Annotated in this window: 16 protein-coding genes and 1 pseudogene; 14 read left to right on the top strand and 3 right to left on the bottom strand. The window is 69.4% G+C overall.

Annotated elements, in window-relative coordinates; genetic code table 11:
• Positions 1 to 32: 32 nt before the first annotated feature.
• Together ppsR and MSPGM_RS24935 are read right to left on the bottom strand one after the other, a co-directional pair.
• Complete coding sequence (gene ppsR / locus MSPGM_RS24940; protein WP_015857653.1) at positions 33 to 1,493, bottom strand: transcriptional regulator PpsR; 1,461 nt, start codon at positions 1,491 to 1,493, stop codon at positions 33 to 35.
• 27 nt (positions 1,494 to 1,520) lie between these two features.
• The gene (locus MSPGM_RS24935; protein WP_003603761.1) at positions 1,521 to 2,408 is read right to left on the bottom strand and encodes a B12-binding domain-containing protein; all 888 of its coding nucleotides are present in this window, start codon (positions 2,406 to 2,408) and stop codon (positions 1,521 to 1,523) included.
• A 256-nt stretch (positions 2,409 to 2,664) separates the two neighbouring features.
• Between MSPGM_RS24935 and bchF the strand changes: the two genes are divergently transcribed.
• The 14 genes and pseudogenes from bchF to hemA all read left to right on the top strand — a co-directional run bounded on the left by bchF (position 2,665) and on the right by hemA (position 18,307).
• Positions 2,665 to 3,168 (top strand): 2-vinyl bacteriochlorophyllide hydratase, encoded by a 504-nt coding sequence (gene bchF / locus MSPGM_RS24930; RefSeq protein WP_003603760.1) that lies wholly within the window; start codon positions 2,665 to 2,667, stop codon positions 3,166 to 3,168.
• A complete protein-coding gene (locus tag MSPGM_RS24925) occupies positions 3,165 to 4,433 on the top strand; it encodes a ferredoxin:protochlorophyllide reductase (ATP-dependent) subunit N (protein WP_003603758.1) in 1,269 nt (422 codons plus the stop codon). Before bchF ends, MSPGM_RS24925 begins: the two co-directional genes overlap by 4 nt.
• A 5-nt stretch (positions 4,434 to 4,438) precedes the next feature.
• Positions 4,439 to 6,034, top strand: coding sequence for a ferredoxin:protochlorophyllide reductase (ATP-dependent) subunit B (gene bchB / locus MSPGM_RS24920; protein ID WP_015857652.1), 1,596 nt, complete (start codon positions 4,439 to 4,441; stop codon positions 6,032 to 6,034).
• Complete coding sequence (locus tag MSPGM_RS24915; RefSeq protein WP_015857651.1) at positions 6,009 to 9,725, top strand: magnesium chelatase subunit H; 3,717 nt, start codon at positions 6,009 to 6,011, stop codon at positions 9,723 to 9,725. Before bchB ends, MSPGM_RS24915 begins: the two co-directional genes overlap by 26 nt.
• A complete protein-coding gene (gene bchL / locus MSPGM_RS24910) occupies positions 9,722 to 10,615 on the top strand; it encodes a ferredoxin:protochlorophyllide reductase (ATP-dependent) iron-sulfur ATP-binding protein (protein WP_209688147.1) in 894 nt (297 codons plus the stop codon). Before MSPGM_RS24915 ends, bchL begins: the two co-directional genes overlap by 4 nt.
• A gap of 16 nt (positions 10,616 to 10,631) precedes the next feature.
• Positions 10,632 to 11,363 (top strand): magnesium protoporphyrin IX methyltransferase, encoded by a 732-nt coding sequence (bchM, locus tag MSPGM_RS24905; protein WP_015857649.1) that lies wholly within the window; start codon positions 10,632 to 10,634, stop codon positions 11,361 to 11,363.
• Complete coding sequence (locus tag MSPGM_RS24900) at positions 11,360 to 12,805, top strand: BCD family MFS transporter (protein WP_003607117.1); 1,446 nt, start codon at positions 11,360 to 11,362, stop codon at positions 12,803 to 12,805. The genes bchM and MSPGM_RS24900 overlap by 4 nt, the downstream gene beginning before the upstream one ends.
• Positions 12,806 to 12,819: 14 nt before the next feature.
• Positions 12,820 to 13,593, top strand: a complete 774-nt coding sequence (gene puhA / locus MSPGM_RS24895) for a photosynthetic reaction center subunit H (RefSeq protein WP_003607116.1) — start codon at positions 12,820 to 12,822, stop codon at positions 13,591 to 13,593.
• Positions 13,594 to 13,604: 11 nt separating this feature from the next.
• On the top strand, positions 13,605 to 14,321 hold the full coding sequence (gene puhB, locus MSPGM_RS24890) for a photosynthetic complex putative assembly protein PuhB (protein WP_015857648.1): 717 nt from the start codon (positions 13,605 to 13,607) through the stop codon (positions 14,319 to 14,321).
• Positions 14,322 to 14,336: 15 nt separating this feature from the next.
• The gene (puhC, locus tag MSPGM_RS24885; protein WP_003600931.1) at positions 14,337 to 14,807 is read left to right on the top strand and encodes a photosynthetic complex assembly protein PuhC; all 471 of its coding nucleotides are present in this window, start codon (positions 14,337 to 14,339) and stop codon (positions 14,805 to 14,807) included.
• Positions 14,807 to 15,133, top strand: a complete 327-nt coding sequence (locus MSPGM_RS24880) for a hypothetical protein (RefSeq protein ID WP_261926042.1) — start codon at positions 14,807 to 14,809, stop codon at positions 15,131 to 15,133. Before puhC ends, MSPGM_RS24880 begins: the two co-directional genes overlap by 1 nt.
• Positions 15,130 to 16,224 (top strand): magnesium-protoporphyrin IX monomethyl ester (oxidative) cyclase, encoded by a 1,095-nt coding sequence (gene acsF / locus MSPGM_RS24875; RefSeq protein ID WP_003600929.1) that lies wholly within the window; start codon positions 15,130 to 15,132, stop codon positions 16,222 to 16,224. The genes MSPGM_RS24880 and acsF overlap by 4 nt, the downstream gene beginning before the upstream one ends.
• Position 16,225: 1 nt before the next feature.
• Positions 16,226 to 17,034: pseudogene (puhE, locus tag MSPGM_RS24870) on the top strand (putative photosynthetic complex assembly protein PuhE).
• Positions 17,035 to 17,089: 55 nt separating this feature from the next.
• Positions 17,090 to 18,307 (top strand): 5-aminolevulinate synthase, encoded by a 1,218-nt coding sequence (gene hemA / locus MSPGM_RS24865; protein WP_261926041.1) that lies wholly within the window; start codon positions 17,090 to 17,092, stop codon positions 18,305 to 18,307.
• 12 nt (positions 18,308 to 18,319) lie between these two features.
• Here hemA and MSPGM_RS24860 read toward each other — a convergent pair whose 3' ends face one another.
• On the bottom strand, positions 18,320 to 18,592 hold the full coding sequence (locus MSPGM_RS24860; protein ID WP_003600926.1) for a hypothetical protein: 273 nt from the start codon (positions 18,590 to 18,592) through the stop codon (positions 18,320 to 18,322).
• Between the last annotated feature and the right edge of the window lie 61 nt (positions 18,593 to 18,653).

Below are 18,653 nucleotides of genomic sequence, written 5' to 3'. Positions count from 1 at the left end.
ATGCATTATAGCGCCGATCGCCGGGAAATGGCCTAAGACGTCAACTCAGGGTCGTTGCCGTCGAGGTCGCCGATGCCGTAGCGGCGCATCTTCGCGTAGAGACCCTGACGGCTCAGGCCGAGCATCTCCGCCGCAGAGGCGCGGTTGTCGCGCGTGATTCGCAAGGCCGCCTCGATGCACAGCTTCTCGATGAGGTCGGTCGTCTCGCGCACCAGAGCCTTCATGGAGACGCGCCCGACGAGTTCGGTCATCTGCTCAACCGAGCGCGGCAGGTCGTGCCCGCCGCCGGCATGAACCGGGGCCGCCCGCCGCGGGGTCGCGCGAACGGTGAAGCCGAAACAGGGCTGATCGGCGTGAGAGGTGGAGACGGCGGCGACCTCCACCTCCTCCATCGAGCCGTACTGGCCGCGCATCGCCGTCGAGAAATGGCGCACCGAGCCGTGATCGCGCAGCATCGCGAACAGCGCGAGCGCGTCCGTTTCCCCACGGCCGAGCCAAGTGTCGAGGGTCCGGCCGCGGACCTGCTCCTCGGTGGCGTGCTGGGTGAGATCGAGGAAGGCGGTGTTGGCGGTGAGGATACGGCGCGCGGCGTCGGTGACGACGAAGCCCTCCGGCATCCGCTGGATGATGTCGAGCGCGCCACGTCCGAACTCGACGCGCTCCGGCGCCGCCGGAACCAGTGTGGCGAGGCGCAACAGCACCGAGGTCGTGCCCTCGCCACGGAACAGGGAGGCGGAGACTCGGACGTCGCCCCGGCCGCCGGCCAACGGCGCGACGAGATCCGTCGCCTGCCCGGTGACGCGCAGGCCGGCAAACAAGCTCTGCAGGTCCCGCAGGCTGCCCGCGTCGAACAGGTCCGCCGCATCCTGGCCGATCACGCGTTTCTGCGGCCGGCCGAGCAGCCGCATCGCCGCCGGGTTGATCTCCGTCACCCGCCGTGTGCCGGCATCGACCACCAGAACCGGCTCACCGGAGAGCTGGAACAGCAGCTTGTAGCGGGTCTCGGCGGTGCGCAGGCGGTCGTAATCCCGCTCCAGCGCCTGCTGCGTCTCCGCCAGACGGCGCTGAAGCGCAGCGATCGTCCGCAGATCCTGCCCGACCACGATGATCGGCCCATCCTTCTGCGGACGGAGCGTGGCGTAGCGAATCGGCAGGTCCGTACCGGTGGGAGAGGGATGGTTGACCTGCCGCCAGCGGGTCATCGTACCGGGCGCCGCATCGCGCAGCAGCGCATCGATCTTGGGCCGGCTCTCGACGGTCACCGTGTCGATCCAGGGCTTTCCGAGCCAGGATTCGATGCCCTGCCCCTCAAGATCGGCCCGGCCGGCCATGGTATCGCGGATGATACCGTGATGATCGACCACGAGGGAGAGATCGGAGGTGGCAGCAATCAGCAGCCCGGCCGCCTCGCCATCGAGGAGACCGGCTGCCTGTTGCAGCGCCGAAGAGGGGCGCCGAGGAGAAGGGCTCGCCAAGCTGCTCAAGGTCAACACTTTGTGATGGCGCTGGAAGCGCCCTTATCAACAGGCTCGCGTCCGCATTTCAAGCAAGCTTTCCGCAATGAGCGGTGCAAGACGCCCATCTTCCGCTGTGCCATCCGCGCCAACAAGGCGGACGTGATCAGGATTCCGGGCGAAATAGGGGCCGCCGACCAAGACTTTGATCCGCGTGTTGCACGAAGCGGCCCGCAGGGCACGAATCCGATCCGTGAGGGCGGGCAGGAACACGTCGCAGGACAGCGTCAGCCCAAGGATGTCGAACCATTCCATGCGGACGAGGTCCACCGCGTCGAGGTTCGATTGCGCACCGGTGGTGGTCACATCCCACCCCGATTCGCGGAAGATGGTCGCGACCAGCGATAGACAGAAAACATGCGTCTCACCCGGACCGGGCAGCAGGAGGATGCTGCGCCCCGCAGGATCGACCGCATCGTTCTCGAACCGCGCACACAAGTCGCGCGTCGCGGCCTGGAGGCGCCCGAGGGCCACGGTTACGTCAACGAAATCGCAGGCATCCTCCTCCCAGAGCCACCCGAGATGCCGCGCCACCGGCGCTAGCAGATCGACCAACATCCCTTCTAGGGTCAGCCCCTCGTCGAGGATGCGTAGGAGATGGGGCGCGAGATCGGTGTCGGTGCGGGCGAGCAGCAGGTCGCTCAAGCGCTGGACCTCGTCCGGTGTCGGCCGGTGCCCAACGGAAGGGGGTCGCGGCGTCGCCCGATCGCGGTGAGCCAGCATCAGCCGGGGCAGAATCTCCGCCTCAACCACGCTAGCCAACTGTCGTCGCATCCCGTGTCCGTCGGGCTGCTGCTCGAACGCCGAGGGGACAAGCGGCTCGGCCACGACACCGCATTCCGGTGACACGGCAGGAAACTCGAGACGCTCGCCGAAATGCCTCCAGTCGCCCATGGGCGTCTCCCTGAGGATGCGGCTCGGTGGATGCAGCGTGCAATTTAATGCGCTGATCGGCACCAGGGCAACGGACGCGTGTATCCCAACGATACGCTTCCGCTCACGATTGGCAATCCCCGGCCCCAATGACGCCGACAGAAATGTAATCTTCGATGACCGTCAACTTGAGTTGACACTTTTGGGCAGCCAGGCCTAGGTTCAGGGCGTCGAGGCGTCCGAAGACGGGGCCGAAGGGCGAGCGAGGGCGGACGCCATGCGTCAGCACCAGGGCCGGCAACAACCGCTCTACACCAGCGCTCAGCGTCAGCGACGCGACGCGTCGCGCTGGACGCTGGTGCAGGGGGTTCTGGCTCCGCTGCAGTTTCTCGTCTTCGCGGTGAGTCTCGGTCTCGTCCTGCGTACCCTCGCCACAGGTGAGGGAGCCGCGGCGGCCAACGCCTCCGTCGTCGCCAAGACCCTCGTTCTCTACGCGATCATGGTCACGGGCTCGATCTGGGAGAAGGTCGTGTTCGGCCGCTACCTGTTCGCGCCGGCCTTCTACTGGGAGGACGTGTTCAGCATGCTCGTGCTGGCGCTGCACACGGCCTATCTCGCCGCACTCGGCCTCGGCTGGCTCGATACGGAAGGGTTGCTGGTCCTCGCGCTCGCCGCCTACGCCGCCTACCTCATCAATGCCGGCCAGTTCCTGCTGAAGCTGCGGGCGGCGCGGCTCGAAGCGCCGGCCTCCCTCACCCTCGCCGGGGAGGCGGCCCGGTGAATGCGCGCGCGCCCCTTCCCGCCAGCGAGTGCGGCGTCACCGTCCGCGCCGAGCACGGCCAGCGGGCGGTGTTCTGCGGCCTCACCGGAATCGTCTGGCTCCACCGCAAGATTCAGGACGCGTTCTTCCTCGTCGTCGGCTCCCGCACCTGCGCCCACCTGATCCAGTCGGCAGCGGGCGTGATGATCTTCGCCGAGCCGCGCTTTGCCACCGCCATCATCGACGAGCGCGATCTCGCCGGCCTTGCCGACATGAACGAGGAACTCAACCGGGTGGTGACGCGGCTGATCGAGCGGCGTCCCGACATCCGGCTGCTGTTCCTCGTCGGCTCCTGCCCCTCGGAGGTGATCAAGCTCGACCTGTCGAGGGCAGCCCAGCGGCTGTCGCGGCGGCTCGCCCCGGACGTGCGGGTGCTGAACTATTCGGGCTCCGGTATCGAGACGACCTTCACGCAGGGCGAGGATGCCTGCCTCGCCTCGCTCGTGCCGGAACTGCCCGAGGCGACGGCGACGGATGAACTCCTCGTCGTCGGCGCGCTCGCCGACGTGGTCGAGGACCAGTTCGCACGGCTGTTCTGCGATCTCGGGATCGCCGCCCGCTTCCTGCCGGCGCGGCGCGCCGGCCAGATGCCCGCGATCGGACGCGGCACGCGCTTTCTCCTGGCCCAGCCCTTCCTCGCAGACACCGCGCGTGCCTTGGAAGAGCGCGGGGGCCAGCGCATCGCCGCCCCGTTTCCGCTGGGTGCGGAAGGCACGACCGGGTGGCTCCGCGCGGCGGCCGAAGCTTTCGGCGTCGATCCCGTCCGCTTCGAGGCGGTGACGGCGCCGGGCCTGCGCCGTTCCCGTCAGGCGCTGGCGGCGTATGCCGAAAAGCTCGCCGGCAAGCGGGTGTTCTTCTTCCCCGATTCGCAGCTCGAAGTGCCGCTCGCCCGCTTCCTGTCGCGGGAGATGGGCGCCGAGCTGATCGAGGTCGGCACGCCCTATCTGCATCGCGGCCACCTCGCCGCCGAACTCGAATGGCTCCCCAGCGGCACCGCTGTGGTGGAGGGCCAGAGCCTCGACGACGGGCTCGACCGCTGCCGCGCGGCCCGGCCGGATCTGACGGTGTGCGGCCTCGGCCTCGCCAACCCGCTGGAAGCCGAGGGGTTGACCACGAAGTGGTCGATCGAGCTGCTGTTCACGCCGATCCAGGGCTACGAGCAGGCAGGCGACCTCGCCGAATTGTTTGCGCGTCCGCTCGACCGGCGCGCCCGGCTGGAGGTGTAGCGGCCATGCAGCTCACCGTCTGGACCTATGAGGGACCGCCGCATATCGGCGCCATGCGGGTCGCCACCGCGATGGAGGGGCTGCACTACGTGCTGCACGCCCCCCAGGGCGACACCTATGCCGACCTGCTCTTCACGATGATCGAGCGGCGCGCCAAGCGCCCGCCGGTCACCTACACGACCTTTCAGGCCCAGGATCTCGGCCGCGACACCGCGGCGATCTTCAAGGACGCGGTCGCCGCCGCCTACGCGCGCTTCCAGCCGCAGGCGATGATCGTCGGCGCCTCCTGCACGGCGGAGCTGATTCAGGACGATCCGGGCGGGTTGGCCAAGGCGCTCGCCCTGCCGATCCCGGTGATCCCGCTGGAGCTGCCGGCCTACCAGAAGAAGGAGAACTGGGGCGCCTCCGAGACCTTCTACCGGCTGGTCCGCGCCCTGGCAGGATCGCCGGCCGAGCGTTCGCCCCGCGACGGGCGACGTCCCGCCTGCAACATCCTCGGCCCCACCGCCCTCGGCTTCCGCCACCGCGACGACCTGATCGAGGTCCGACGCCTCCTCGACGGTCTCGGGATCGCGGTGAACGTGGTTGCGCCGCTCGGTGCGACGCCTGCCGATCTCGCCCGGCTGGGCGAGGCCGATTTCAACGTCGTGCTCTATCCCGAGGTGGCGCGCAGCGCCGCGCAGTACCTCGAGAAGACGTTCCAGCAGCCCTTCGTCGATGTGGTGCCGATCGGCGTCGGGGCGACGACGCGCTTCGTCGAAGCGGTGGCGGCCCTTGCCGGCGTCGATCCCGCCCCCGTCCTCGCCGACGCGCCCTCGCGCCTGCCCTGGTACAGCCGGTCGGTCGATTCGACCTATCTCACGGGCAAACGTGTCTTCGTGTTCGGAGACGCCACCCACGCGCTGGCTCTCGCCCGCGTCGCCGCGCATGAACTCGGCTTCAAACTCGTCGGGCTCGGCACCTATACCCGCGAATTCGCCCGCGAGGTCCGGGCGGAAGCGGCCCTTCACGGGATCGAGGCGACGATCACCGACGACTACCTCGACGTCGAGGCGGCGATCCAGGCGGCGGCCCCCGAACTCGTGCTCGGCACGCAGATGGAGCGCCACATCGCCAAGCGGCTCGGCATCCCCTGCGCGGTGATCTCGGCGCCGATCCATGTCCAGGACTTTCCCGCCCGCCACTCGCCGCAGATGGGGTTCGAGGGCGCCAACGTCCTGTTCGACACCCTCGTGCATCCCCTGATGATGGGGCTGGAGGAACATCTCCTCGGGATGTTCCGCGAAGATCCCGAATTCCACGATGGCGCCGCCCCGTCTCATCTCGGCCGCGGGCCGAGCGGGACGGCGGACGCCGTGGAACGGGCGCCGAAGACTCCCCCCCTCGCGTCGGCGCCCGTTCCACCCCCCATCCAGATCCAGGGTTCCGACGCGGTCCGCACCGCGCCGTGGGCGCCCGATGCCGAGAAGGAGCTGAAGAAGATCCCGTTCTTCGTGCGCGGGAAGGCCCGCGCCAACACCGAGCGATTCGCCCGAGAGCGGCAGCTCCCGCTCATCACTCTCGAGACCCTTTACGATGCCAAGGCGCATTTCGGCCGATAGGCCCACCATCCGCGTCGCCATCGTCACGCTCGACAATCACTTGGCGAGCGCGGTGGAACGGGCGCGCCTGCGGCTCGCGGCAGAGATGCCGGGGCTCGCCCTGAGCTTTCACGCCGCCGCGGAGTGGGAGACCGACAAGGCCGCGCTCCGGGCCTGCGAGGCGGAGATCGCGCGGGCCGACATCGTCCTCTCGGCGATGCTGTTCCTCGACGAGCACGTCCGGGCGATCCTGCCGGCGATCCAGGCACGCCGCGCGAGCTGCGACGCGATGATCGGCTGCCTCTCGGCCTCCGAGATCGTGCGCACGACCAAGCTCAACCGCTTCGACATGAGCGGGACCAAGCGCTCGGCCCTCGACTTCCTGAAGCGGCTGCGCGGCAAGCCGGGCGCGGAGGGCAACGCCGCCCGGCAGATGGCGCTGGTGCGCAAGCTTCCGAAGATCCTGCGCTTCATCCCCGGCTCGGCGCAGGACGTGCGCGCCTATTTCCTCACCCTGCAATACTGGCTCGCGGGCTCGGACGAGAACGTGGCGAGCCTCGTGCGCTTCCTCGTGCAGCGCTACGCCGCCGGGCCCCGCACCGTGTGGCGTGAGATCGCCGCGGCACCTGCACCCCAGCATTATCCCGAGACCGGCCTCTACCATCCGCGCATGGCCGACCGCGTCGGCGAGAGCCTGTCCGCCCTGCCGACCGTGCCGGGCGCCCGCGGCCGCGTCGGTCTGCTGCTGATGCGCTCCTACGTTCTGGCCGGCAACACGGCGCATTACGATGGCGTCATCGCCGCCCTGGAGGCAAAGGGCCTCTGCGTGGTGCCGGCCTTCGCCGCCGGGCTCGACAACCGCCCCGCGGTGGACGCCTATTTCACGGTGAACGGCCGGCCGGCGATCGACGCTCTGGTCTCGCTCACCGGGTTCTCGCTGGTCGGTGGGCCGGCCTACAACGACGCGGCGGCGGCCGAGGCGACGCTGGCGCGGCTCGACGTGCCTTATCTCGCCGCCCACGCGCTGGAATTCCAGACGATCGAGCAATGGGAGGCGGGCAGCCGCGGCCTGTCGCCGGTCGAGGCGACCATGATGGTCGCGATCCCCGAACTCGATGGCGCCACCGCACCGATGGTGTTCGGCGGCCGTTCCTCGGCATCCGGCCCCGGCAACGCCCGCGACATGCGCGTGCATCCCGAGCGCGCCGAGCGGCTCGCCGCCCGGATCGAACGGCTCGTTGCCCTGCGTCGTCGGCCGAAGCGGGAGCGGCGCTTGGCCGTCATTCTGTTCAACTTCCCGCCCAATGCCGGCGCCACCGGCACGGCCGCCTTCCTCTCGGTCTACGCCTCGCTGCTGAACACCCTGCGCGGCCTCAAGGCCGAGGGCTACGACGTCGCCGTGCCCGACAGCGTCGATGCGTTGCGCGAGAAGATTCTCGGCGGCAACGCCACCCGCTACGGCACGCCGGCCAATGTCCACGCCCGCGTTTCGGCCGAGGATCACGTCCGTCGCGAAACTTACTTGCCCGAGATCGAGGCGCAGTGGGGCCCGGCGCCGGGCCGCCACCAGAGCAACGGGGCCGACATCCTCGTGCTCGGCGCGCAGTTCGGCAACGTCTTCGTCGGGGTGCAGCCCGCCTTCGGCTACGAGGGCGACCCGATGCGGCTGCTGTTCGAGCAGGGCTTCGCGCCGACCCACGCCTTCAGCGCCTTCTACCGCTGGCTGCGCGAAGATTTCTCGGCCGACGCCGTGCTGCATTTCGGCACCCACGGCGCGCTCGAATTCATGCCCGGCAAGCAGGCCGGATTGTCGGAAGCCTGCTGGCCCGAGCGGCTGATCGGTGCGCTGCCCAACATCTACCTCTACGCCGCCAACAACCCGTCCGAGGGCACGCTGGCCAAGCGCCGCTCCGCCGCGACGCTCGTGAGCTACCTCACGCCGAGCCTCGCCGCCGCCGGGCTCTACCGCGGCCTGAGCGACCTCAAGGCCTCGGTCGAGCGCTGGCGCGGTCTGGAACCGGAAGCGACGGCCGAGCGGACGGCGCTCGCCGTGGTCATCCAGGCGCAGGGCGCAGCCGTCGATCTGGTCCCGGCCGAGCCCGCCTGGGAGGGCAATCCCGCCCCGCACATCGCCGCACTCGCCGCCGCTTTGTTCGAACTCGAGCAGACGCTGATCCCGCACGGCCTGCACGTGATCGGCGAGGGAATGGTCTGCGAGGAACGTGTCGATCTGCTGCTCGCCCTGGCGGAGGCCTCGCACGGGCTGAAGCCCGCCCGCACCGGGATCGAGCTCCTGATCGAGGGCGCATCCCTCAACGAGGCGCTCGCCGCCGCGGGTCTGCCCGCCGACGAGACCCACCGGGCCGCCTTCGCCGACCTCGCCCGGATCGATGCCGACCTCGCCCGCGACAGCGAGCTGCCCGCGCTGATGCGGGCCCTCGACGGGCGCTTCGTGGCCCCGGTCGCGGGCGGCGACCTGCTGCGCAATCCCGGTATCCTGCCCACGGGGCGCAACCTGCACGGCTTCGATCCCTACCGCCTGCCCACGGCCTTCGCTCTGGCCGACGGCACCCGCCAAGTGGCGCGAGTGCTCAAGCGTTACCTTGAGGAAGGCCGGGCCCTGCCGGAGAGCGTCGCGCTCGTCCTATGGGGCACTGACAACCTGAAGAGCGAGGGCGGCCCCATCGCTCAGGCGCTGGCGCTGATCGGTGCGGCGCCCCGCTTCGACGGCTACGGTCGCCTCGCCGGGGCCGAGCTGATCCCGCTCGAACAACTCGGCCGCCCGCGCATCGACGCGGTGGTCACGCTCTCCGGCATTTTTCGCGATCTTCTGCCGTTGCAGACCAAGCTGCTCGCGGAAGCGAGCTTTCTCGCTGCCAGCGCCGAGGAGCCGATCGAGCGGAACTTCGTGCGCAAGCATGCCCTGGCAATCCAGGCCGAGCAGGGCTGCGATTTCGAGACGGCGGCCCTGCGGGTCTTCTCCAATGCGGAGGGGGCCTACGGCGCCAACGTCAACCACCTCGTCGAGTCCGGCCGCTGGGACGACGAGGACGAACTCTGCGAGACCTTTTCGCGTCGGAAGAGCTTCGCCTACGGCCGCACCGGTCGCCCCGCGCCGCAGCGCGACCTGATGAAGGCGGTGCTGGCCCGGGTCGATCTCGCCTACCAGAACCTCGATTCGGTCGAACTCGGTGTCACGAGCGTTGACCACTACTTCGACGGGCTCGGCGGCATGGGCCGGGCGGTGGCCCGCGCCCGCGGCGAGGCGGTGCCGATCTACATCAGCGACCAGACCCGCGGAGAGGGGCGCGTGCGCTCGCTCGACGAGCAGGTGGCGCTGGAAACCCGCACCCGCATGCTCAACCCGAAATGGTACGAGGGCCTGCTCGGCCACGGCTATGAGGGCGTGCGCCAGATCGAGGCGACCCTGACCAACACCGTCGGCTGGTCCGCCACCGCCGGCGCGGTGCAGCCCTGGATCTACGAGCGCATCACCGAGACCTTCGTGCTCGACGACGCCATGCGCGACCGGATGGCGACGCTCAACCCCACGGCCTGCGCCAAGGTCGCCAGCCGCCTGATCGAGGCTCACCGCCGCGGCTTCTGGACTCCCGACCCGGCGATGCGCGACGCGCTCGACCGTGCCGAGGAGGAACTGGAGGACCGGCTGGAGGGCGTGACACCCGGCATCATCGCAGGAGTCGCGGCATGAACATCGCCATCCGAAATCCGGTCCCCGTCCGCCGCGAGGAGGGCAGTCTTCAGGTCGGGCTCGACCCGAACGACCGGATCGAGACCGCCAAGGTCTTCGCCGTCTACGGAAAGGGCGGCATCGGCAAGTCGACCACCTCCTCGAACCTCTCGGTCGCCTTCTCGAAGCTGGGCAAGCGCGTCCTCCAGATCGGTTGTGATCCGAAGCACGACTCGACCTTCACGCTGACCAAGCGTCTTGCGCCGACCGTCATCGACGCCTTGGAGGCCGTGAACTTCCACTCCGAGGAGCTGCGGGCCGAGGATTTCGTGGTCGAGGGCTATAACGGCGTGAAATGCGTCGAGGCCGGCGGACCGCCCGCCGGCACCGGCTGCGGCGGCTACGTCGTCGGGCAGACGGTCAAGCTCCTCAAGGAGCATCACCTTCTGGAGGATACCGACGTCGTCGTGTTCGACGTGCTGGGCGACGTGGTCTGCGGCGGCTTCGCCTCGCCGCTCCAGCACGCCGACCGGGCGCTGATCGTCACCGCCAACGACTTCGACTCAATCTTCGCGATGAACCGCATCGTCGCGGCCATTCACACCAAGTCGAAGAATTACGGCGTGCGGCTCGGCGGCGTCATCGCCAACCGCTCGGCGGGGACCGACGAGATCGACCGCTTCAACGCGGCGGTGGGCCTGCGCCGCCTCGCGCATTTCCCCGATCTCGACGTGGTGCGGCGCTCGCGCCTGAAGAAATCGACGCTGTTCGAGATGGAGCCGACGCCGGAGCTGAAGGCCGTCACCGACGAGTACATGCAACTCGCCGAGACGCTCTGGGCCGGCGCCGACCCCTGCGAGGCGGTGCCGATGAAGGACCGCGACCTGTTCGAATTCCTCGGCTTCGATTGATCTCGGGACGCGATTGATGAGCACGCCCTATCTCACCCGCCGCTCCCAGTTGGAGACCTACTTCGACCGCACCGCGGTCGAGGCGTGGTCGCGCCTCACCTCCGACGCGCCGGTCTCGAAGATCCGCGCCACGGTGCGGGCCGGGCGTGACACCATGCGCGCGAACCTGCTCGGCTGGCTCCCGGCGGATCTGACCGGCCTGCGCCTGCTGGATGCCGGCTGCGGCACCGGGGCGCTCGCGGTCGAGGCCGCGCGCCGGGGTGCGGCGGTGGTGGCGATCGACGTCTCGCCGACGCTGATCGGGCTCGCCCGCGAGCGCCTGCCCGCGATCCCCGGCCCCGGCTCGGTCGAGTTCCGGGTCGGCGACATGCTCGACCCCTGGCTCGGCCGCTTCGACCATGTCGTCGCGATGGATTCACTGATCCATTATCAGGCGCCGGACATCGTCCGTGCGCTCGCCGAACTCTCGCTGCGCACCGATGGAAGCCTGCTGTTCACCGTCGCCCCGCGCACCGCGCTGCTGACGCTGATGCACGCGGCCGGCAAGCTGTTCCCGAAGGGCGACCGGGCTCCGGCCATCGTGCCGATCACGGAGAGCGGCCTGCGGCGGCGCATCGCCGGGGAGCGGGCACTGGCACGTTTCGCCGTCGCGCGGACGCAGCGGGTGAACAGCGGGTTCTACCTCTCGAACGCGATCGAGCTGCGCAAGACGGCATCGCCCGCGATCGAGACCGGGGCCGCTCGATGAAATCCGGCCTCGCCATCACCCAGGCGCTGCTCCGCCTCGGCCCGGCGATCCTTCCGTTCGCCGATGCGGCGACAAAGGAGCTGCCGCTCGGGCGCCTGATGCGGCTCGCGCTGTTCCAGGTCACTGTCGGCATGGCCGCCGTGCTGCTGATCGGCACGCTCAACCGGGTGATGATCGTCGAGCTGTCGGTGCCGGCCTGGATCGTGGCGGTGATGCTGTCGCTGCCGCTCCTGTTCGCCCCCTTGCGGGCGCTGGTCGGCTTCCGCTCGGACACGCACCGCTCGGTGCTCGGCTGGCGGCGGGTGCCCTACATCTGGTTCGGCACGCTGCTGCAATTCGGCGGGCTGGCGATCATGCCGTTCGCCCTGCTGATCCTGTCGGGCGACACCACCGGCCCGCTCTGGGTCGGCCATGTCGCGGCCGCGCTCGCCTTCCTGCTCGTCGGCGCGGGGCTCCACACCACGCAGACCGTCGGGCTGGCGCTGGCCACCGATCTCGCCCCTGCGCATGCCCGCCCGAAGGTGGTGGCGCTCCTCTGCGCCATGCTGCTGGCCGGCATGATGGGCAGCGCCGTTCTGTTCGGGCTGGCATTGGCGAATTTCTCGGCGGTCCGCCTGATCCAGGTGATCCAGGGCGCGGCGCTGATCACGATCGTGCTCAACGGCGTCGCCCTGTGGAAGCAGGAACCGCGCGATCCGCACCGCACCGACCGGGCGGCGCCGCGGCCGAGCTTTTCCCAATCCTGGCGCGGCTATGCCGGGGAGGGCACCGCACGGCGGCGGCTCGCGGCGATCGCGCTCGGCACCGCGGCGTTCTCGATGCAGGACATCCTGCTCGAACCCTATGGCGGCCAGATCCTCGGCCTCACGGTGGCGCAGACCACGGCGCTGACCGCGATGCTCGCCGCCGGCGGCGGTCTCGGGCTGATCGCGGCGGCGCGCTGGCTCAACCGCGGCGGCGACCCCTACCGTGTGGCGGCAACGGGCGCGGTGATCGGCATCGCCGCCTTCTCGGCGGTGATCTTCGCTGCACCGCTCGCCTCGGCCCGGCTGTTTGCGGCGGGCGTCACGCTGATCGGCATCGGCGGCGGCTTGTTCGCCCACGGCACGCTCACCGCCTCCATGGCCAAGGCCGGGCCCGAGGATACCGGCCTTGCGCTGGGCGCCTGGGGCGCGGCGCAGGCCACCGCCGCCGGGCTCGCCATCGCCGCCAGCGGCATCCTGCGCGATCTCGGCGCCGCCGTGGCGCAATCGGGGGCGCTCGGCGAGGGCATGAACGAGCCGGCCATCGGCTACCTCATCGTCTACCACGTCGAGATTGCGCTGCTGTTCGCCACGCTGGTCGCGCTCGGCCCGCTCGTGCGCGCGGACGCCGCCGGTTCCATCCGTCCGGACGAGCGGCGTTCCGGTCCGTTCGACCCCCTCGTCAATCGTCCCACCTGATCGGGAGGCCTGCCATGCCCAGAGGCGAGATCACCGGTTACATCGATGTCGCGCAGGTCACGCTCTACGCGTTCTGGATCTTCTTCGCAGGCCTGGTCTTCTACCTGCGCCGGGAAGATCGCCGCGAGGGCTATCCGCTGGAGAACGAGGCGGCCGGCCGGCTGAAGAGCCCCGACCCGATTCTCATCCCGACGCCGAAGGCCTTCCACCTGTCGAGCGGCCACACGATGTACGCGCCGCAGACGAACATCGCCTACGACACCCATGTGCCGAGCGCCCGCCGCGAGGTCTTCCCCGGCGCGCCCTACTTCCGTACCGACACGTCGCTGCAGGCCGGCGTTGGCCCCGGCTCCTGGGTTCCGCGCCACGACGAGCACGACCGGACCTGGGACAACGAGTACCGGATCGTCCCCTTACGCGTCGCCGACGCGTTCGTGGTCCACGAGGACGGACCGAACCCGATCGGCATGGCGGTCTTCGGCGCCGACCGGCAGGTCGCCGGCACCGTCGTCGATCTCTGGCTCGATCGCGGCGAATCCTTCGTGCGCTACTACGAGGTCGAACTCGGTGCGGGCGGGCGCCGGGTGCTGATGCCAGTGACCTTCTGCACCACCGGCCGCTTCTCCCGCACGGTGAAGACCGAGGCGCTGCTGGCCGAGCAGTTCGCCGACATCCCCGGCATCAAGGATCCGGATTCCGTCACCCTGCGGGAGGAGGAGCGGATCATGGCGTATTTCGGCGCCGGCACCCTCTACGCCTCGCCGGCCCGTCAAGAACCCATTCTCTGAGGGGCGATCCTATGAGCGATTCCGACTTCCTACCCGAAGGGACGCTGCGGGGGCTGCCCGGCCCGTTGCCGCCGGGCGAGCGCATCCTGTGGCGCGGCGCCCCGAGCCTGTCCGGCGTGTTGCTGCGCGCCTTCCACGCCCGGCTCGTCATGGTGTGGTTCGCCGGCACCGCCACGGTGCTGGCGATCGGCGCCGCCGCGAGCGGGGGGCCGGCGCGGGCGCTCGCCGTCGCGGGCCCGACCTTGCTGATCGGCCTCGCGGCGCTTGGACTGCTGAGCTTCCTCGCCTGGCTCGTCCACCGCACCACCGTCTACACGCTCACCGACCGGCGCATGGTGCTGCATGTCGGCATCGCCCTGCCGATCACCCTCAACCTGCCACTCACCCGGATCGAGTCGGCGGACCTGCGCCTGTTTTCCGACGGCACCGGCGACATCCCCCTGCGCCTGCCGCCGGGCGAGCGGGTCGCCTACCTGCATCTCTGGCCGCATGCCCGGCCCTGGCGGGTGAGCCGGCCGGAGCCGATGCTGCGCTCGGTGCCCGAGGCCCGGAGCGTGGTGGCCCTGCTCGCCCCGGCGCTCGCGGCGCAGGCCGAAGGTTCGGCCGAGGGGATCGCTGAAGGACCTGCCAAAGATCTTGCCAAAGGTCCGGCGCGCGCCGTGGAACCCGCCGTGACCGGGCGTGCGAGCGCTGCCCCCGGCCACCTCGCGACCGCCGGGGCCCGATAGCGGAGGGTGAGATCCATGCCTGTCGAGCTGAACTTCCGCCGCCCGCCGCAGAAGCCGCAATCCCAGCGGCCGGCGCTTCTGGCCGTCGCGGCCCTGCTCGCGGTAGCGATTGTTGCCGTCGCCGTCGGCCGCGGCCAGGAGACGGAGCAGCAGATACCGGTCGCCCACCCGGTTCAGACGCTGGCGTTCCACGCCGAAGACCAGCCGGACGGCGCCATCGACCTGCGCGAGGCCAGCGACGGGAAACTGGTCGCCCGGATCGAGCCGGGACAGGACGGCTTCATCCGCGGCACGCTGCGCGGGCTCGCCCAGGCTCGGCAGCGGGAAGGCCTGAGCCGCGAGCCTCCGTTCACCCTCACGCGATTCGACAACGGCACGTTGTCGTTGGAGGATGGCGCCACCGGGCGGAACGTGCCGCTGCTGGCCTTCGGCCCTTCGAACGCGAAGGCCTTCGCCCGCCTGTTGCCCGGCACGGAGCTGCGGTGATGGCCGCAGCAGATAGAAGGGGGGCGGACATTGCCTGGATCGGCAAGACGGTCGTCGAGGTGCCCTGCACCGTCGAGATCGAGCAGACGCCGGAGAGCCTGCACGCGCATGTGACGCTCGACGGCGGGTTCGAGATCGAGCCCGGCGACGAGGTCCAGGTCCACGATGCGCCGACCGAGGTGCCCTACGGCGAGCGCCTCACCGTACGCCGCACCGCCACCGTCACCCGCGCAGGCCGGCTGGAGCGGGCCTGGACCAAGCTGATCGCCCATCTCGAGCTGACCGAGCTCTACGAGGTGAGCTTTTCCGAACGGAGGAAGCTGTGAACGCCAACGTCCAGCCCCAACCGGCGACGGGAGTTCCGTTCCCGCGCCAGCCGCTCAACGACTCGACCAAGAGCGCGCAGCAGACGACGTTTCTGAGCCCGCGCTTCTACACCACCGATTTCGACGAACTCGACCGCACCGATGTCGAGCCCGTGCGCCGCGAATGGGACATCCTGATCGAGGAGCTGCGCTCGGACCCGAACAAGCGCCACTTCGTGCGCAACGAGGAGTTCGACTGCGACCTCGCCGAGATGGACCCGGAGCTGCGCAAGGAATTCCTCGACTTCCTCGTCTCCTCGATCACCGCCGAGTTCTCGGGCTGCGTGCTCTACGCGGAAATGCGCAAGCGCGCCAAGAACAAGGACATCAAGGAGCTGTTCGGCTTCATGAGCCGCGACGAGGCGCGCCATGCCGGCTTCATCAACGACACGCTGAAGGACTTCGGCGTCGGCGTCGATCTCGGCTTCCTGACCAAGGCGAAGAAGTACACGTTCTTCAAGCCGAAGTTCATCTTCTACGCGACCTACCTATCGGAGAAGATCGGCTACGCCCGCTACATCACGATCTACCGCGAGTTGGAGCGGCATCCGGAGCGGCGCATCCACCCGATCTTCAAGTGGTTCGAGAAGTGGTGCAACGACGAGTTCCGCCACGGCGAGGCGTTCGCGCTGCTCATGCGGGCCAACCCAAAGCTGACGACGGGGGTCAACCGCTACTGGATCCGCTTCTTCCTGCTGGCGGTGTTCGCGACGATGTATGTCCGCGACCATTGCCGCCCGGCCTTCCACAAGGCGCTCGGGGTCGATCCGACCGATTACGATTTCAAGGTCTTCCGGATCACCTCCGAGATCTCGAAACAGACCTTCCCGATCACCCTCGATCTCGACGATCCGCGCTTCAAGGCGGGGCTCGACCGGCTGCTGGTCTGCGCCGACAAGATCGCCGCCGCCAAGGCGGAAGGCGGCCTGTCGGGCAAGCTCAAGCACGGCGCCCAGACCCTGGTCGCGGCGGCGACCTTCGCGCGGCTCTACCTTCTCCCGGTCAAGCAGAACGCGATGCCGGCCGACATCCGCCTCGATCCGGTCTGGTAGCATGGGCGTCTACGCCGTTCCGGCGCTCTACGCCGTCCTGCTGTGGTGGTCGGCCACCGGACTGGTGCTGGTGCTCCAGCACCTGCCGCGGCGGACGCATGCCCGCAGCATGGTCGCGGCGAGCGCCGTCCTGGCCGGCGCGCTCTGGACCATCCGCGCGGTCGCGGACGACGACACGGAGACCGGCGCCTATCTCGGCTTCACCGCCGCGATCATCGTCTGGGGCTGGCAGGAGATGAGCTACTATATGGGCTTCATCTCCGGCCCGAAGCCCGCCGCCTGCGCGCCGAACCTGCGCGGGTTCGACCGCTTCTTCGCGGCGCTCGCCACCAGCCTGTGGCACGAATTCGCGATCTTGATCGGAGGGCTCGCCATCCTCTGCCTGACTTGGGGGAGGGGAACCGAGTCGCGCTCTGGACCTACGGCCTGCTCACACTGATGAACGCCTCAGCGCGGCTCAACCTGTTCCTCGGCGTGCGCAACCTTCACGCCGAGTTCCTGCCGCCGCATCTCGGCTATCTCGCCTGCTACCTCAGCCGGCGGCCGATGAACCCGCTGTTTCCGCTCTCGGTGACGCTGGGCACCGCCGCATCGGTCCTGCTCGCCCGCGGCGCGCTCGGGGATGCCGCCGCGCCGCAGACGGTAACGGGCTTTGCCCTGCTCGCGACGCTCGCCGCGCTTGCCACCCTGGAGCATTGGTTCCTGATGCTGCCGCTGCCCTCGGCGGCGCTGTGGAACTGGAGCCTTCCGGGCCGCGCCGCACCCAGAGCGGCCGAGATGCCCGAAACCCGGGCAGTGCACCGCGAATGAAGCGAGGCAGACGCAAGATCTGCCCACCGGCATCATCTTCTTCGGGGAGGACGGCATGGATTACGAAGCGTTCTTCGGCAATGCGATCACCGGCCTCCACCGGGAGGGGCGCTACCGCGTCTTCACCGATCTGGAGCGGCAGGCGGGGCGGTTTCCCTACGCCACGCATCACAGCCCCGGCGGTGAGCGCGAGGTCACCGTCTGGTGCTCCAACGACTATCTCGGCATGGGCCAGCACCCGTCGGTGCTGCAAGCGATGCACGAGGCGACCGACCGATGCGGAGCCGGCGCGGGCGGCACCCGCAACATCTCCGGCACCAACCATTATCACGTGCTCTTGGAGCAGGAACTCGCCGACCTCCACGGAAAGGAAGCGGCGCTGATCTTCTCCTCCGGCTACGTCTCGAACTGGGCGGCGCTCGGCACGCTCGCCTCGAAGCTTCCGGGCTGCGTCGTCTTCTCCGACGAGGGCAACCACGCCTCAATGATCGAGGGCATCCGTTCGAGCCGGGCCGAACGCCAGATCTTCCGCCACAACGATCCAGAGGATCTGGATCGCAAGCTCGGGCTGATCGAGCCCGGCCGGGCCAAGCTCGTCGCATTCGAGTCGGTCTATTCGATGGATGGCGACATCGCCCCGATCGACGAGATCTGCGACGTGGCCGAGGCGCACGGGGCGCTCACCTATCTCGACGAGGTGCACGCGGTCGGCCTCTACGGCGCGCGGGGCGGCGGCATCTCGGAGCGGATGGGGCTCGCCCACCGGCTCGACGTGATCGAAGGAACGCTCGGCAAGGCGTTTGCCGTCCATGGCGGCTACATCACCGGTTCGACGCAGCTCTGCGACTTCGTGCGTAGCTTCGCCTCGGGCTTCATCTTCACGACCTCGCTGCCGCCGGCGGTCGCGGCCGGCGCCGCGGCCAGCATCCGCCACCTCAAGGCGAGCAGTGTCGAGCGGGCGCGGCATCAGGAGCGGGTGGCGCGGGTCCGGCAGGCACTGGATGCGGCGGGCATCCCGACTTTGGCCAACCGCAGCCACATCGTGCCAGTGATGGTTTGCGACCCCGTGCTGTGCAAGGCGATCAGCGATACCCTGCTCGACGAGTTCGGCATCTACGTGCAGCCGATCAACTACCCGACCGTCCCGCGTGGGACGGAGCGCCTACGGATCACGCCCTCGCCGCTGCATTCGAATGCCGACATCGACCATTTGGTGGACGCGCTGAGCACGATCTGGCGGCGGATCGGGCTGAGCAAGGCGGCGGCGGAGTAGGGCGTCCGCGCCCTACATCTTCTTCTCAAGCGCGGCCTTCACCTGCAGGAGCTGATCCCACACCACGCCGGGGCTCGTGCCCATCGCCTCGAGGACCGCGTTCACGCCCCAGAAGAGGCCGAACAAGATCACCGGCACCAGGATCCAGCCGAGAATCTCCTCGCCGCGATGACGCGACTTGCGGCGGCGACGGCGTCTCTCGCGGGACGTTAGCGGCTTCGGCCGCGCCGGAGCCGGCTGTGGCGCGACAGGCGTCAGGGGCTCCTCCTGCGCGTCGCTCGTCATGCTACCCCCATTGCTGGCCGATGCCGGCCCCTCTGGCAGAGCGCGGCGCCGCCCATATCCG

The sequence above is a fragment of the Methylorubrum sp. GM97 genome (assembly GCF_024347855.1).
GTDB lineage: Bacteria > Pseudomonadota > Alphaproteobacteria > Rhizobiales > Beijerinckiaceae > Methylobacterium > Methylobacterium extorquens.
The sequence above is the reverse complement of the archived record's forward strand: the minus strand, read 5'-3'. Positions and strand labels throughout refer to the sequence as shown.

Bases quoted from the DNA above. Each gene is read 5' to 3' on its own strand.
- MSPGM_RS24935 (WP_003603761.1), bottom strand. From the start codon at position 2,408: ATGGGCGACTGGAGGCATTTCGGCGAGCGTCTCGAGTTTCCTGCCGTG.
- bchF (WP_003603760.1), top strand. From the start codon at position 2,665: ATGCGTCAGCACCAGGGCCGGCAACAACCGCTCTACACCAGCGCTCAG.
- bchB (WP_015857652.1), top strand. From the start codon at position 4,439: ATGCAGCTCACCGTCTGGACCTATGAGGGACCGCCGCATATCGGCGCC.
- MSPGM_RS24915 (WP_015857651.1), top strand. From the start codon at position 6,009: ATGCCAAGGCGCATTTCGGCCGATAGGCCCACCATCCGCGTCGCCATC.
- bchL (WP_209688147.1), top strand. From the start codon at position 9,722: ATGAACATCGCCATCCGAAATCCGGTCCCCGTCCGCCGCGAGGAGGGC.
- bchM (WP_015857649.1), top strand. From the start codon at position 10,632: ATGAGCACGCCCTATCTCACCCGCCGCTCCCAGTTGGAGACCTACTTC.
- MSPGM_RS24900 (WP_003607117.1), top strand. From the start codon at position 11,360: ATGAAATCCGGCCTCGCCATCACCCAGGCGCTGCTCCGCCTCGGCCCG.
- puhA (WP_003607116.1), top strand. From the start codon at position 12,820: ATGCCCAGAGGCGAGATCACCGGTTACATCGATGTCGCGCAGGTCACG.
- puhB (WP_015857648.1), top strand. From the start codon at position 13,605: ATGAGCGATTCCGACTTCCTACCCGAAGGGACGCTGCGGGGGCTGCCC.
- puhC (WP_003600931.1), top strand. From the start codon at position 14,337: ATGCCTGTCGAGCTGAACTTCCGCCGCCCGCCGCAGAAGCCGCAATCC.
- MSPGM_RS24880 (WP_261926042.1), top strand. From the start codon at position 14,807: ATGGCCGCAGCAGATAGAAGGGGGGCGGACATTGCCTGGATCGGCAAG.
- hemA (WP_261926041.1), top strand. From the start codon at position 17,090: ATGGATTACGAAGCGTTCTTCGGCAATGCGATCACCGGCCTCCACCGG.
- MSPGM_RS24860 (WP_003600926.1), bottom strand. From the start codon at position 18,592: ATGACGAGCGACGCGCAGGAGGAGCCCCTGACGCCTGTCGCGCCACAG.